Source organism: Providencia sp. PROV261, from assembly GCF_028477945.1.
Lineage (GTDB): Bacteria > Pseudomonadota > Gammaproteobacteria > Enterobacterales > Enterobacteriaceae > Providencia > Providencia stuartii.
In genome coordinates, this window is sequence record NZ_JAMPMC010000056.1 from 1 (window position 1) to 16,884 (window position 16,884).

General features: G+C 36.0%; 11 protein-coding genes. All 11 read right to left on the bottom strand.

Features of this window, described 5'->3' with window-relative positions:
• Positions 1-332 precede the first annotated feature (332 nt).
• The 11 genes from PR675_RS19900 to PR675_RS19950 all read right to left on the bottom strand — a co-directional run bounded on the left by PR675_RS19900 (position 333) and on the right by PR675_RS19950 (position 16,515).
• A complete protein-coding gene (locus PR675_RS19900; protein WP_272582921.1) occupies positions 333-881 on the bottom strand; it encodes a hypothetical protein in 549 nt (182 codons plus the stop codon).
• Between the two features lie 548 nt (positions 882-1,429).
• Positions 1,430-3,094, bottom strand: a complete 1,665-nt coding sequence (locus tag PR675_RS19905; RefSeq protein ID WP_272582922.1) for a dynamin family protein — start codon at positions 3,092-3,094, stop codon at positions 1,430-1,432.
• 61 nt (positions 3,095-3,155) lie between these two features.
• Complete coding sequence (locus PR675_RS19910) at positions 3,156-5,408, bottom strand: dynamin family protein (RefSeq protein ID WP_272582923.1); 2,253 nt, start codon at positions 5,406-5,408, stop codon at positions 3,156-3,158.
• Between the two features lie 92 nt (positions 5,409-5,500).
• The gene (locus tag PR675_RS19915) at positions 5,501-7,177 is read right to left on the bottom strand and encodes a dynamin family protein (RefSeq protein ID WP_272582924.1); all 1,677 of its coding nucleotides are present in this window, start codon (positions 7,175-7,177) and stop codon (positions 5,501-5,503) included.
• A 507-nt stretch (positions 7,178-7,684) separates the two neighbouring features.
• Positions 7,685-7,873, bottom strand: coding sequence for a hypothetical protein (locus tag PR675_RS19920; protein WP_196717998.1), 189 nt, complete (start codon positions 7,871-7,873; stop codon positions 7,685-7,687).
• Between the two features lie 611 nt (positions 7,874-8,484).
• Complete coding sequence (locus tag PR675_RS19925) at positions 8,485-8,820, bottom strand: hypothetical protein (RefSeq protein WP_272582925.1); 336 nt, start codon at positions 8,818-8,820, stop codon at positions 8,485-8,487.
• Positions 8,821-8,953: 133 nt separating this feature from the next.
• Positions 8,954-11,056, bottom strand: coding sequence for a dynamin family protein (locus PR675_RS19930; protein ID WP_272582926.1), 2,103 nt, complete (start codon positions 11,054-11,056; stop codon positions 8,954-8,956).
• Positions 11,053-12,453, bottom strand: a complete 1,401-nt coding sequence (locus PR675_RS19935; protein ID WP_272582927.1) for a hypothetical protein — start codon at positions 12,451-12,453, stop codon at positions 11,053-11,055. The genes PR675_RS19930 and PR675_RS19935 overlap by 4 nt, the downstream gene beginning before the upstream one ends.
• Positions 12,454-12,470: 17 nt before the next feature.
• A complete protein-coding gene (locus PR675_RS19940) occupies positions 12,471-13,280 on the bottom strand; it encodes a hypothetical protein (protein WP_272582928.1) in 810 nt (269 codons plus the stop codon).
• A gap of 17 nt (positions 13,281-13,297) precedes the next feature.
• A complete protein-coding gene (locus tag PR675_RS19945; protein WP_272582929.1) occupies positions 13,298-14,866 on the bottom strand; it encodes a dynamin family protein in 1,569 nt (522 codons plus the stop codon).
• Positions 14,863-16,515, bottom strand: coding sequence for a dynamin family protein (locus PR675_RS19950; protein WP_272582930.1), 1,653 nt, complete (start codon positions 16,513-16,515; stop codon positions 14,863-14,865). The genes PR675_RS19945 and PR675_RS19950 overlap by 4 nt, the downstream gene beginning before the upstream one ends.
• Between the last annotated feature and the right edge of the window lie 369 nt (positions 16,516-16,884).

Below are 16,884 nucleotides of genomic sequence, written 5' to 3' on the forward strand. Positions count from 1 at the left end.
AAGACAACAAAATGAGAGTCAAACCGCTTTAACCCCATAGGGTGGAGAATAAATAATGTAATAGTATCCCAATAACATCTATAAGCTAGAGTACCAATCAAACTAAACTCTATTTTAAGCCATCTTTACGGATATCCGTAAAGATGGCTATTATGGAACCTGTAAATAATTTTGTGTAAGTTCCCCATATATTATTTACAGGTGATCCTTGATCCGACCATCGAAGTGGATCATAAGCCAGTTCTTATCTAGGACAACCCGTAAACATGCCGAAATAAGTTGCTCAACGGACAGTTTTAAACTCACCAGTCGCCAATACTTCAATATACTTTTTATACCTTAAAAATAATCATTATTACCTCACAAGAAGACTCATTATTATATTTTATAGTAAAGTCATTTCTATATAAAATAGTTGAGTTACGTTTTTTAGCGCCTTCTAATAAATTGGAAATATACTGATCATATTTTTTAATATACTTTAAGTTTTGATTACTATTACGTATTTCATTTTCAAAGGTAGATATGAAAAGTAGATATTTACCGCAATTCAAATCAATCAATTTAAGCTTATCAAAATCAGAAAGAGTGCTGTTTAGATATTTATTTTGGGTATAGCTAATTCGAATTTTTATCTCAACGAAATTTTCATCTGATCCGTTTACCCCAAAAGAGAGGTCTAGATATTTCTTTAGCTCCTTATTTCTCGGCATAGGTATAGATTTTAATCCATTACTTATTAAGGCATAATTAAGCTCCATTGTTAGCCAGTTTTCAAATGACTTATTCTGTTGAGAAAAAAGGGATATCTTATCTTTATTATTATTGACTACATACTCAAAAGCATGGATTAGTTCTTTTTCATCTTGTTTAAGATTCATATTCAAAGTTCTCAATGTTTATAAAAAAAGGTAAAAGATCTAAACTATATTCTTTCATTATTTTAGAAAATTGAAAATTTTCATTGTTTATTAATTGCATATATGTTATTTGGGGAATGCTATCTACAACATCTAATAATGAGAATTCGCCTATAGAGCAATTAAATTTATCATTAAGATTGATTTTCACTAATTCATCATTAAATGTATCAATGACTTCATATACTTCTATGTTATCAGCAGGGCATTCTTTTTTATATAAAAAAAAACTGATATGATAAAAATCTCAATGTATGAATATTTTTCAAGTAATTCTAACTGATATTCACCTAATGTTATCCCAAGGTTTAATTTAGGAAGAGTGTTGGTTAGTGCATCAATTTTCATTCTCAAAGCGCAAATACCTCATTTGATTAATTTATGTGCTAAATATACGTAAACTAATGCGATATTTCTAGGGGCTGCCATAGATGGTCTTAGTTATCTAGAACAGCCACTATTTCATTCTAATTAATGATTGAAATAGGTTGATATCGAAAATATAATTATCAATATGCATCCATAGGTAAGTTAAATGAATAATAAGAACCTTTGTAAGCACTATTTTTTGTCAACACACCGGCTTTGACCAACCTCCCCAATTCGAACATAGCGGTATTCCCCTCATAGATTGACTGCCAATCAGCTAAAGTAAAACTAAATTGTTTCTTATCAATTAAGAGTTTAATCGCCTTGAGTTGCTCCATAGAAAAACTAACATCCCAATAATCTGCTAAAAATTTGTCAAGTCCCGACCAATATTCGACTTTGATGGCGGCTTTCTCATTTTCTGATATTATCGCTGATGTATCATCCTGTACGTTATTATTTAATTCAATATCTTGAATTGTTAATGTCTTGCGTTCAATATGACTTTCTTGACCAAAGACTTGATTAATTGAATTCGATAATTTTTGGATGACTTGCATCAGCCATTTGAGGTTCTCTTCTTGCTGATTGCGTGAAAATAATGCGTCTATTTTATGCGTTTTTTGATAGGCCTCATCCCCTTGCTCGTCAAAGGCATTTTTCAATAACGCTAATTGCAAATCATAGAGTATCGCCTTGATCTCATTGTTTTCTTTGATACCACGTAAAATGGCACGTTGGTATTTCTCATCAACCGCATACAGGCGTTTTAAAATTAGGCTCTGCCTGTCCGATGGCGCGTCTAATTCCTTCAAAAAATCAAACAAGGATTGTTTTCGATAGACATATTCTGTTTTACGCGTCGCACTATATGCCGATATGCCAGTAATCTCAATACCTTCATCATCCAAGATTTCTTCAACGGTGTCCATAATATCTTTTACATGCTCCAATGGACGTAAATCGGCTTTGCTTAACACGATATAAAGCGGTCGGTTGCTGTCTTGAGTCACGCCCGCCAAAAAGTCCAAGTCACTTTGCGGTACGGTTCCATTATGATCCACCGAAATCACCCACAATAAGGCATCCGCATTTGACACAAATTCTTTCGCCGTCTCATTGTCTTCGGACGTATATCCATCGACTGCATTTGATGGGTTATAACCGGGTGTATCAATAAAACAGAGGTGCTCAAACGCCATTGGTGTCGTCAAAAACACAAACGGCATAATGGTTTTAAGATTAAAGCCAAAATCACGAATAAAATTGTGAGAAAGCTTATGTTGAAAATTGGGTGCAATTTCAGCTAAATCAATCACCCCCCCCTTTTGATTACAGGCAATAATCTCATTTTTTTCACCATTAAGTACATACGTTGGAATTGCCGTTGTTGGTGTCATCGCCGTCGGTAAATGTACATCTTGACGCAGAAACAAACTGTTGATAAGTGCGGATTTACCTGCACTAAATCCCCCCCCAATCGCCACAGAACGTTTTTTAAAAAAACAAGGGTATGAACCAATCATGGTGAGTTCATCCCCAATTTTTTGTAATTCTAAGAAGGCAGATGCATTATCGCCCATGAGGGGAACTTTGTTGATGAAGGCCAAAAAGTCGTGATTTAAAGACTGGAAATACGCATTGACACCTTGATTTTGCTGCGTGGCAGATAACAGTTTGGCAATCAACGTTTGCCGTAATCTCATATCTTCCATGTCTTGTATTTTTTTTTCTAATTCAGTTATTTTTTCCTCTAATTGCATTTTATTTTTTATTTTTTGTTTTTTCATTTTTTTGTGAGACATAAATCTTCCTTAATTATCGGGCAATCCCCCAAATGGCCTACCCAATAATTGACAAATTACGCTAAGCGACTTCTTGTTCTAATGCCGATAGTTCTTTTTGAATATTTCGATATCGAAATAAGCTCGCTTCTTTGTTTTCAATCTCATTCAGTAATTGAGACAAATCCTTGTTTATTTGACCGGTTAATGTGCCGGGTGCATCATTCTTTTTCAAGCGTCCCACCCACTCATTTATATAGTTGGAAATTTCATTGCGAACTGTCGTACGTAAACGAGAAACGTAATTCTCCGCTTCGTGAAGGTAGTTTTGGGCTTCCGTGTCTTTTAGCTGACCACTTTTTTTCAAACTGCTCGGTATGTCATCTTTCAGCTTGAATGACACCTCTGGCATGCATGCCACTGTATTTTTTACCACACGGCGAATCACTGTGAGATCTAACTTATCGCCGTCCGCTTGCCCCATTGCTGTTTCTACGGTGCTCACGATTTGGCGATAAGCTTTCTTTCTCCAATCTATTGCGTGTTTTCCCGATAAAAAAGCCAATTTATCTTCTAACTGAGTACGAATGCGTTCAATCGCTCGACGGACAGAGGTCGCCTGAACGGTTTGCACATTATACTGGCGTGTTTCATACTCCTCGGTTAACCATAAGCTCCTCCAACTACGTCCTATAGACACCTGTTTACTTTCCGTTGTTGTCCCTTGGGCGCCCTCTGACACCTCCTCATATTCCCGCATTTGACGGTTTAATTCGTCTTTCAACTCCTTACTCAGATTGAGTTGAATATCTGAAACCAAATCATCATACACATCACTGACATGGTGAGTGATAAGTGCTTGTTGTTTTGCTAGCCGCATCTGTTGTTCGCGTAATGAATTGATATCCATCGTTTCAATTTGATGAATTCGTTCATTAATGAGAGCGCTTAGCGCCTTCAAATAACTGCGTAACGCCGCACGTTTACTGTTTTCGAAATCTGTACGACGTTGTGTCAATATGTGTGCTTTATGAGTTGTGACGTCCGTGATGATTTGGTGAAGTTTTTCAATGTTGGCTAACTTTTTTAACGCATTTTTGGCTAATTCAGGGTGCTTAAACGTATCTGGGTAATGATAGTTTAAGTTATCAAAAACGTGTTTTGAATTGGCATCCCAAGCAGCTGGTGTGTCAAAATACTTTAGTATTGAAAATGCCACGCTGGATGAACAAATTACATCATTTTTGTTCAATTTATCTGCAAGGATTTTCATTTCTGGGAATGAAGCGGCTTGGGCATTCAATACATTTCGAGCCTGATTGCTTAACGTGGCTGTAATATTGTCCAAAACATCCAATGGACTGCTGAAACCCGCACGTTCATTGCCAAATAATTGGCTATCCACTTGACTCGCAATGATATAGACTTGCTGAGTGCCCTCTTTGGTCGTGATACGATGGATTAAATTAGTATCTTCGCTACTTAAAAATTGCCCTGAGGGAGATACAATCAGTACCACGTCACATTCTTGTAGCAATTGTTCCGTTCGTTCACCACGCGATGTGACTGGGTCATTAATCCCCGGCGTGTCTATCAGTTGCAAACCTTGCAATCCTTTTTCCGGAATATACAACGTCACCGCTTTCGTAAACGGCATAAAATCCCCACCGGAACTCACAAACTGATTCAATTTCCCTGTCATCAAATCTTCTACACTGTTTGCCTGGATCGTTTTGTATTGCTGCAAATCGCTTAATGATTTCCCTGACGCTTCTATTCGGCGATATTGGTCATAAGACGCAAATGTCGGGTCACTTTTCATCTCGCGCTCTGCTTGTGACTCGGCTTTTTTTTGGCAGTCACGCTCTTCTTCGGAGCTACAAGAATAATTTAAAAAGCCGGCCTTTTTCTTTTTAAGGCGTTCAATCAATCCTGCTTTTTTATCATGAACTTTCTGTTCCAATTTTTCACAATAAATATCATGCTTCTTTTTAATTTCATCAATATCGCTCTGTGTGAAAAAATCCACTTCAGCCCGAACCGTTTCACTGTATTCGATAGTGGTTAAGGCTGCCGTCATGGGGGTGGCAGCTTTAGGTAAGATGTCTCGCCCCTCAAAGACTAAGGCATTTAACATGGAGCTTTTTCCTGCCTTGACTCGCCCGATAATACCAATGCGTAGTACACGCCCATCCTTAGAGAAACCATCCAAAATAGCCTGCCACTCGTCACTTTTTTGAATAGCGTGTTCTTGCTTTAATGCTAAGGCGTCATCGCTTAACCCGTATTGATTGACAAAAGTGTCAATTTTTTCGTTCAGTTGAATAATATTCATGATACTTAGACTCTGTTGCATAGGTGGTATGGCACTTGAAGCTGCCTGCGTATGTCAGGCAGCGAGAACGTGGTGTATTGTGCAGAACAGTATTACGCAAATAAATATTGGTTAGCCGATTGCGTTAATTGCTGTTTAGCACTTTCTAATGTGGTAATCATTCCCTCTAACTCAACCTCTTTAGCTGTTTTTTCGTCTTCTGCTGATTGAATTTCAACGTATTTTTGTTTCAATTGCGCTTCAAATTGTTCGCTGATTTTCTGAATCAATGCAGTGATATTTTGATTTAACAAATCAGGGAGTAGTGAATTCAATTGTTGCTGAATTTGTGGGATAACCTGACCCACTATCGCTTGTTCAATCTGTTCACGTTGTTTCCGCTCTTTTTCCCCTTTGTTAAATAAGCCAATAATCTCAGGCAAGAGCATCAAGGCAGCCCCAACAATCCCAAACACGCCGCCGACCAATAACTTTAAAGATTGTGACCCTATCGTTGTTACCACCGTTTTACTCAGTGCACTCAATGCACCATTCGCAATATTCGACATGCTCCCAGAGTGGTTTGCAAAGGTGTTCATCGCAATCGTCCCTAAGTTGTTATCTGACAGCGAAGATAATTGCGCCGTGATGCCATTACCGAGTTCGTCCATTAAATCTTGACTAATCGCATTGAAACGAGTTTGTACAGCAGACAATAATGCATTTTTAGTGATATCAGTAACTTCACGTTCAAACGCACCTTGATTGCTTATTGCTAAATCCACTAAATGGGCTTTTTGAGACAAAATCGCGTTGGTCACCTCTTGGTTAATCATTGAAATGCTATTGCGTGAATAACGCTGTTGCACATCCGCAATAGCAGTTTGTTTTTTCCCTTTAATCTCACTCAAACTGCTTTGCAAGGCAAAAAGCGCTTCTTCAGTTTCTTTTTTATTTGATTTAAACGCAGAAATTTTGACATTCATACTTTGAATTAATGATGCATAATTATCTCGCAACACCTCGATGAATAAAGAATGGAATAATGCTTCTGGATTGATGGCGTTCAAAATGTTTTTCAAATTTTGTCCACCGTCCATATCCAACAAGGCAACGTGCCCTGCATAATCATAATCCTCTCTCAACTGTTCCGATATTTTTTGTTGTACCGCATTAACATCCTCAGGCACACGCAAATTGGTTTTACTGATACAAAATGCAAAACCTTTCCCCATTCGCTCCAAATTTTCAATTTCTCGCGTCATGCTCAACGTGATATTGCCATCTTCCACGCTGGTTAAAAAAACGAAATAAACACCACGCTCTAAATAAGTCAAAATAGCTTGATTATGGCTTTCAATAGGGGCATCAAATCCCGGCATATCCACAAGCACTAAAGGTTGAATCGAGTTCAACTGTTCATTATTAAGATAAACCCGCAAATATTTAAAATTCTGTGCATTATCCTTCAGGTGTGAAAAATCTGTTATTTCATGACGCTTAATATCGCCAGACACCGTCACCGCTTCAATATATGGCGTTGTACTGTAACGCAATTCCGTTGCTAATGCAGTTTCAGGCGTTACCGCCGTTGGTAAAATATCATAGCCCAAAAAGGAATTAATCAGTGTACTTTTACCCGCACTAAACCCACCGACCACGGGAATAATCAATTCGGCTTGTTCGATTTGTGTTTGTATTTGAGAAAGCCCATTGTCTGATATATCCAATGGCAAAATAAGATTATTGACTTCTTGTATGTAATTTAAAAATTTGTCTTGTGTCTTCATTGAAAGCACACCTATATTAAGGAGATATAAAACAGTAAACGATGAGGCATGATGCAAGGTCATTCATTCGAATCAGCCATTTACCTTGAAATTCCGTTAGCACTCCCATTGAGAAGAAAAATGAGTCTATTCCACACAATAATTATCATGAAATGCAACGCTAAGTTCACCCACTGAAGAATGAGTTGGTTACGCACCGTATGAAGACGGTTAAATATAATGCTGAGTCATTGTAGGGCATCACCACTTAAAAGGGCTTGAATGGTAATGATTTTCTCGCTGTACTTCCCCAAAATCCCTGTAAAAAAATGGCGTATCGAGTAACGATGAATACCGTCCAGAGAAAAAGAAAACGACCATCAGTATCCTCTGCCATTTCAGCATGTTGTAACCAACAGAATGCTCTATGAAGACACAAGTTAAGATTGTCAGGTGAAGTTTCACGCAACATTCTGTGGCGCGTTTTTATCTCTTCGAAATCCAACTCAAGCTTTTTAGCAATACGAATTACTTAAACCATGAAGCGATAATATCGTACGTGCTTGCTGGAGAGCGTTTTAACGTATCACATCCACACTTTGGACACTCATTAAAGCAATCATAGCCGACAACATGGTTATCGCTTTTTGGTGTCACGACTTTATGCCAATCGCAAGCGGTACATCGGTAAACAAAAGGATTCGGTGGCACAGGCATGGTGATTTCCTTTAACCCTATTTTAATGAACATAACCCCAAATAAAGGAGGCAATTCTGCCATCAGCTGTGTGAGTCAAATACACTGCGAAGAGGTTCCTGACACGACTTTTGCTAATAAATCAAAAATTGATATGAATAACACAGCACCTGTCAAATTATGAATATAAAAATACCCTCTAATGAATACAGAGAACACAGAGAATACAGAAAATACATCCAAAATAAAAGCAAATTTCAGAATAAACATCTTTATTTTTAAGATTGATGATTTGATTCATTTATACAAAAGAATCCTTATGCCATCAAATAGATTTAACAGATCGATAAATGGAAATTGATCGGTTTCAACGATCGATTTTAAATCATGATAAAAATCAATCAATTAAAATTGCGATAATCTTAAGCTAAATAAAAAAGCCCTTTTATTTAAAAAATAAATGTCACACATTGAATTGAATGTGCCCTAAATGGGGTATTCACAAGAATATAAATCGGGGGGATTTTCAAGAATTAAGCGAAAAGAGGTAGGCTGTTCGGATTATTGAGTGCGCTTAATGGTGAAAAAGGGTGAGGGATGCAGTACACCCTAATCAAAACTAAAGGGGCGCATTACTGGCGCCATTTCCAATCACTTTTTTTCACTTCACCGAGTTTATAAAATTCACTGACTAACTCAATATAATGTTCAAAATCACGATTGATGGAGATAAGACGATTACAAAGCACCCAGTCCACATTTTCTTTTTCTGTGGCTTGAATGAGAATTTGCGTATTCGCAATCTCTTCCTTATCAAGCAAAATAACCCCGATACTATGGGCGGCACAAAGCATTGTGAGCTCTTTAAGCGTCTCATCCCCAGTGATTTCGGCAGCAACTAAATAGCCAACATTGGCCCATGACGAGTTAGATAGAGTTTGAAAGAACACCTCTCTGACATTACTCATATTAATTATTAACTGTGTAGAAGTGATGGCTTTGATAATGTTTTTTCATTAAAGTGCCTTCTTTAGATTAATTTATAGGATGATCTAAAAAGGCACTTATATAGAAAGTAGGATGGTTTTTGTTACTATATATTTAAACTAACATCTCTAATTTTTTAATGTATTCAACTTTGTATTTCTCTACTTCTGACGATAATTCAGTGTAGTCAGAAATTGTATTCGTCTTACGCTCTATCTGTAATTTTAAAGCATCTAATTGCTCATTAATGTCTTTTGTTAACTCAGTCTCCAATGATTTACCTGCCTCAATTAACTTATTCATTATTTCATCAAATTGTTTTTTAAATTCACTACGAATCCGAACAAAAATAAGTTGCAAACCTGATATTAATTGGTTTTGCAATTCACTAATTTTATCCTTCTGTGTAATTTCACCCGAAAATTCTCCAACGATCAGTTTAGTAATGTTTCCAAGATCTATAGAAAATAATGGCAGTGTTAATTTTTCTATAAAGTCTTCAATCATAGAGCGGAATAACAATGGATTGAAATCACTGCTCTTTGTATCAAGCTCGCTGAGCAATGTTTGACGAAGTTCTTGTTTAATTATGGTGGGTGAGATTAATCGGCTGAATGCAGATTCGATTTGCATAGAACAATCTGCTGCATATTGATTCAGTTGTTCAATTGCATCACTGGCGTTGACATAATGATATGCTACGCTCCGTGTGCTGTGAACAGTTTCTGAGCTTCCCCATGAGAAAGGGTTATACCAACGAGAAGTACTAATTTCATAACTGTATGATTCTAAACGACTGCCCGTTCGTGATGTTAGTTTTGAAAAATTAAGCTGATCCTGCTGAAGTTGTGTTAGCAATGCTTGTGCATCTTTACGAGCTGATTCCCGTGTTTTATTCAGTGTCTCACGGAGGACTACGCTGATGGCAGTTGTTCTTTGTAAATAGGATGTTTCTGTATTTTTGATGTCAGTAATATCATTTGACTGAATAATTTTGATCCGTTCGTTAATATTCAATTGTAGCACTTCAAGGGCGCTGATAATTGCACGATAACCATCAGGTAACATACTTTTATATTGCTCTTCAAGGAGTGCATTTCTATCCGTTTTTGCCTGTTCATAAGTTTGCTTTAATACTGAAAAATTGGCAATACGTAACCAATCTTCCTGCGTAAAGGCATAATCCCATTCATCTTCAGCCAATTCCTGTAACTGTTGGTGTACATGCAACATCGTTTTTGACCAATTAGCTTGTGGCCATTGTGCAAAGCCATAGGCAAATGTGCTTGCAAAGATGGGTTTTGAGAAGCTACTTTCAATCAACTTTTGTTGTGATTCTGGTCCACATTTTATTGCTGTAATCTCACTACCTTTTGTTATTGCCTGACGAGTTAGCCGTTTGATCAAGTTTTGCTCTGTTTCGATGAGAGAGCCACGATCTGCACCATCATCTAAAATAGCAGAATCATATTGTCCGCCAACGAGCACTAGGCGTTTGACCCCCTTATTGGGTAACTGATTACTGAGCAAATCATAGTCTGATTTATCGAGGAACTGACTACACCGTGATAGGAAAAAAACCACATCACAGTTAGACATGTACTCACGAGTTTGCTGAGTACGGCTTTGAACAGGATCATTCATACCTGGGGTATCTACGACTTCAAATCCCTTTAGAGCAGTATCAGGTAATGTAATCCCAGTGCTTTTTACCAAAGCAGTATAATTGCCGTCATTGCCAGTGTAAGCGTTTAGCAAACCTTGTAATCCATTGAGGTCGATACTTTCAAAAGTGTCCCTTTCTTGTGCCAAACAACGGATTATTTCATCTTTGCTGAGGCGTTCAGACATAGCGACAAGCTCTCTTGCAACAATTGCACTGACGGACTGATCTGGGCTATTAGCTTGTCGACATAGTTCGTTCCATTCTTCTTCAGAATAGTACTCAACGGTCAGTGTATATTTTTTACCATAGCTAATTTTTGTCAGGTTTGCTGTTTTGGGCGTAGCAGCTTCTGGGAGTATTGGTTTTCCGCCGAAAAGCAAAGCGTTAAGAAAACTACTTTTCCCTGCTTTAACCTGCCCCATAATACCGATACTCAGTAGTTGTTGCTCCTGTTGCAAACGCTTTTGTTTGGCAGTGAGTGTGTTTATGGCATCTATCAGTGCACTATGAGCGGTATTAAAATCTTGAATTGATTTGTTAAATTTCATCATAAATTTTGGCATCCTTCCCAATTTAATATTTCTGCATATTCAGCTTTTTGATCACGACTAGTCCAGCCACTTTGCTTGACCGATTCACTATCGAGTACTGATGCGCCATCTTCAAGGCAATTATAATAAACAGTTGTATTAACAGATGAATTTATCATAAGAACATAATTTGAATAATAATCACATATAGGTAGAGAATAAACGGAAACAGGTGTATCGAACGAACATTCTGAAAAAACACCGTGCGCTGGGTTATTTATATAGATCCCTCCAGGCTCATTCCATGTTTTTTTATAGACTGAGTGACAATTTTGAAAAGAGACTTTATCGAAAGATTTATATGATGGGTTTTTAGCGAAAATTGCACCACCCAACTTAGCAGTGCAATTTTTAAATAAGCTAGATTTAAAAATAATACCTGATTGATAATTTACAGCACCACCAAGCAACTCCGGATGGCCACATTGTTTAAATGAACACCCCTCTATTAAGCCTGTGGTATTTTCTTCATCAAAATAAAATGTTCTTGCATTCATTGTAACAAAAACGGTATTTTTTATATTAATGGACTGTGTATTTATAGATTCATATGCAGTAATGGTATTTTCTTTTCTATATTCACCATGTATATAACAATCATCAATTTTTAGTTCACAGTGTAATAATTTATTTATGGGGTTTAATAATATTGAATCTGACATATGAAAATTACTGTTGCTAATATTGAGATTACAGTTATCACCATAAACAATCAGCGTATTATTCCAAGTGACATCATTATTTTTTACTTCAATGGATTCACTTAATCTCCAAAATCCCCCCTCTATTTTATGAAGGTTATCTTCTGTAATATCATTAAGATAAAACTCATGCCAAACATTATTAAGAAGTAGATTTAATATGGTTTCTGATTTGTTATTTTTATCAATCAGATTATTTTCAAGTATCATTCGGCTAAAAGATATAACATCATCAACCAACTCTTGTTCTGCATTCAGTACATTTAATATTTTATTTAATATCGTTTTTTGCTCGTCAGATAATTTTCCTGATAACTGAGAAAAGACTAGAATATCCAATAAAAAGATATCGAGTATATCATGCTGTTCTATCAAGCTAATGAATGCAGAGATATCTTCTTCACTATAATGTAATGCTTGTTCTAAAATATCGCTGATTGTTTGTTCTTGGTTTAATGAAGGTAACCAAAATTCATATAGCCTTCTTTGCTCAGCACTTATACTACCGTTTAGTAATAGAAATGCAGCATGAAATTTCAGGTAATTTTCTTTTTCAGATGAATTTAATTTATCTGCTAGTACATGAATTCTAAACGCAGGTTGGCGTTTTTCAATCAGGTTATCTAAAGAATTAATCCAAGTTTCGTAGTTAGACATTATAAATAAACCTTTTGCTAAATAATAATTGGGTGATATTTAAACTGTATCTCGCTGTAGCGATCATTTGGAGTAATCGCTGTAATATAACCACTGAAAGTAGATGAAATCTTATCATTCTTATTATTCTTATTTATGGCTATCACTTCACCTGAATGAACAATATCACCTTCATTAACGATTAATTTAAAGTCTGGATACATAAACACCATAAGCCCTGAATTTATTGTCGATTTTTTAGTGTTTATGATTATTGATATTTCATTTTTTAGGAAGATATTTCCTACTGAAAATTCAGTCCACAAAGATTGAGATAGGGAGTTAATAATACTGTTTTCTTCAATAAATACTTTTTCTTCATTTCTAATGCCAAGTACAGATTGAGTTGCTTTTATAATATCATTGAAATCTTTTTCAGTGATATTTAATATATTAATAATTTCATTGATTATTTCTTTTTGAGCGTGATTAATCCCTCCAGACACATAACAAAAAACCAAGGTATCAAGAATAAAATGAATAGATAAATTATCTTTCTCGATAATATTAATTGCTATTTTTAAGTCTTCTGGTGAAAAGTTTGATGCGCTTTGAAGAAGCTCGCTGAGCGATGTATTATCACTTATTGAAGGTAACCAAAATTTATAAAGTCGTCGCTGTTCATCGGTAATCACACCGTCAGCTAATAATACTGCCGCATGAAAAATAGTATATATTTGGCACTCATCTTCAGACAATTGTTTTTTTGCGAAGTGTGTATTAAACGGTAATTGTTTTTCTTCATGTATTTCACTAAATGTATCTATCCACATTTGTAAATTTTTCATTCCAATACCTTTTGATATCATAGTTGATCGATAAGATGAGTAATATTTTCGTTATACTGTTTTTTACGTAATAGCTTACGAAGGATATTGGGATCAGGAATAGCATTTATTTCCCAAACATACTTTATTTTTTCCACTTGGCGCAATAATGCTTTCTTTTGTTCAGGACAGACCGTGAAATCATCGCTCCATTCAATAGCTGACTGCTTTTTCCACCTTAATAATGATTGTAATTTATTTTTATCTGTAGTTATTGGAGGTAAATCTGCAAAATAGTCATATGTCACATTATTGATTTGATATTCTTTGCAGTAATTTTCCAGTAGTGTTGAAAGATTAATAGGCCTTAAATCAAGTAAATCTAGATCATGAGGCTCAGGTAATTCAATGTTGACCTCATCGCCAATTTTTTTTAGTAATGTAAAAAATGCTTCTTCTAATTCACTAAGATCTTTACTTGATGATTCAATTTTAGTGAGTTCACCTTGAGCATGACGTCTGAGAATTTCGGCTTCTTTGCTTGTATTTTCATCATCAATTAATGCTACCACTTTATTCAGAATATTGAGTCGTTTCGCTTCTTCTGAGCGACGTTTATTAAAGTGTGTTCTGTAATCGATAAATAATCGTTTGAAGTTTTGAGCAAATTGAACTGCTCTGGGTTTTTTATTCCATTCATCAAACTGTGTTAATAACGGTTGTAGTGAAAACTCACTCTTCTTCTTTCGGGAAAATGGAATTATTGTCGTAAAAGAGATACCTCGTTCCTGCAATGTATGACGGATTAAGGCCTCGATCGCAACTACATCGTCAGGGAGCCGTTTATCAGCATGAGTAATAACAATACATTTCGGAATATCATTTAGTTTAGCAAGAAATTGAATATCAGCTTCAGGGATCGTGCCATGCTCAAGTGATACAGCCCAGATAATATAATTGGCACTTTTAAGCTGTAGTTCAGCTCTATCGGCATCCGTTTTTTCATTGCAACCATCGTCATCAGGTTTGGAATAACCTGGAGTATCGAGAAATGCCAAGTTATGCCATGGGAAATCAGGAAGTGAAATGTACACTGCCTGTAATAAACTACCAATCTGGCTACCATACAGGTATTTTTCTTCATGAGTTAAAGAGCTTAGTTGAGTACTTGTTAATTCAATCAAATTATCATGAAGATTGATTGCTTGTATTTTTTCCTCTTTATCGTGCAATACATATGCGGGCATCGATGTTGTTGGATCAACCTGAACAGCGAGGTATTTTCTATCAATAAGTCGGTTGATCAGACTGGATTTCCCTGCACTGAATCCTCCGCCGAAGCCTACGACTGATTTTGTTGCAAGATGAGGAAATTCACAAAAAAGACCAAATCGGTGTAGTTCTTCATTCAATGATGCTAAAATACGAGTAATATCACTTGGTGGATTACTTCGTGATAATTCTATTAAGTCATTTTGTATCAGTTTATTAAGTTGATACAACGCTTCTTTCAGTGGTTCTGGCTGCTGACTTTGTAAGTCGCTTGCTGCACAAAACAATTTATAGCGTTCAGCTATTTGTTCCTCAGTTAAATAAATTGATATCATTGCGCAACTCTCGCAATATTCTCTTTAAATAAGGACAATGTTGTATTATCACGAGCGAATTCTTCTCGTTTAGCATCATCAGCCTGTTGTTCTTCTAATAATGATTTCTCAAGTATTTGTAGTGATTGTTTTTTATCTTCAGCTTTTTGTTGTGTTTCTTTATCAAGTTCTGCTTTTATTTCCTCTGACATATCGTAAAAACATTTACGAAACTCAGGTTCAGCACGGCTGATAATTTGAGGAATGAGTGTTTTGATAACATAGTTTTGAGCTTCTTCCTGTTGTTCTGCATTCTTTATTTTTTCTTTTACACTAGAGGTGAACAGTGTAGCTATCGCCGTGAGAGCATGACCGATTATTTTTAGCTGAGGGAGCAGTGTAATGAGTTTAGAAACGACGAAGGTGACAATGGCTGTAACAGAAATTAAATCACTGAGACTATCACTTTGTTTAAATCCGTGAGTGATATCTATATTGGATGGTACAAACTCGCCACAGTCTTGCAGTGTATTCATTTTTCTGGCAACAGTAGGTTTAAACTCTTGTTCCATAACAGTAATAAACGCTTCTCTCAGTGCATTTCCTATTATGCTATTCATATCACCATTAAATCTTAGTGCATCTGTTAGACTGGATAATTGGTTGCGAAGTAATACTTCAAGGTTGTTTTTTGCACTATTAAGGCAGGATGGAATTGTGTCATCAATCTGTTGTTTTATAGTAGAAAGTTGTTGCTGAATCTGAGCTAACTCTAGTGGTATTTGTGCACAAGCATTACGGATCTGTTCAATTGTCAGATTATCATTATTCATTTGTGTAGTAATTCTACGCTGAATACGCTCTATTATATCTGTTATTTTATATCCAACTGATTGGTAATATATGATATCTGATTGTTCAATCACTTTCTGAAGCATCTGTTCGAAACCCGACACTTGTTTTTTTCTTGCACTAGTGGCAATCGTTACTATAGGAGGCTGACCAGATATATTTTCCACTCCAATTTTTACTGATGAGACTATTGCGTCAATTTCTTCTGGAAGCCGCTTGTCACATTTTGATACCACGAGTGAAATAGGCTTTCTGAATAATTTTAATTCTTGTAACACTTGTTTCATACTTTGTTTCAGTGTGCCATCCTCTGCACTGACAACAATGCAATAAGTTCCACTACGTGAAATATAATTATCTATTGCCTGACTATGTGCCTGAATACCAGATTCCCAACCTGGCATGTCCACCAGTGTCAACTCAGGATACGGTTTCAAACTTTCATTCGGTAGAGTTATTTCAACCCAATAATCACGATTACTATCAGATAAAGGAAAGTCTTGTTCCTTCAGCTGTTCTCTTGAAATAATTGATACAACTCCGTCACTGTTGCATAAATTGATACTTTCATGCTCTGCATATCTTATCTCTGTGGGTAGACAAGTCTCAGGTGTCACTTGTACTCCGAGCAATTTGTCATCTAAAAAAGTATTAATCAGCGTCGATTTGCCTGTACTGAATGAACCGATAAATGGAAATCTAAGCTTAAATTCATTATGTGTTTTTACTGCATCATTGAGTTCATCAGTAAAATCATATTTCTTCGATAACCTCGTTAGTTCAGGGATAAAGTCATCAACTAATTGTTTGAATTCCATATTCTTACCAAAATAATTATTGCGTTTTAGATCGTAACACTAACTTCTTGTTCTTACTTTACTATTTCTTATCTGTGGTAATTTCGTTTATAAAAAAACAGTGATAATAATTTCGATATTTTAGCTATTTTTACCTGCAATAACGTTGCTTGTATTAATTCTTTTTTTGACTTCAAAAGACCATAAGTGTGTTCGCGGTTCACTGTATTCATTCACACAGGCTTTTAATCGTTTTTTGCCCTTATTGGACTCTTACTGCTATAAAATAAAAGGATTAAGCCTAAAACAAAGCTCAATCCTTGAAAAATAATTCACTTATATCATCTAATTATTTATTTTTACTGTCTGATTACCCCAGCGCTTTTTACC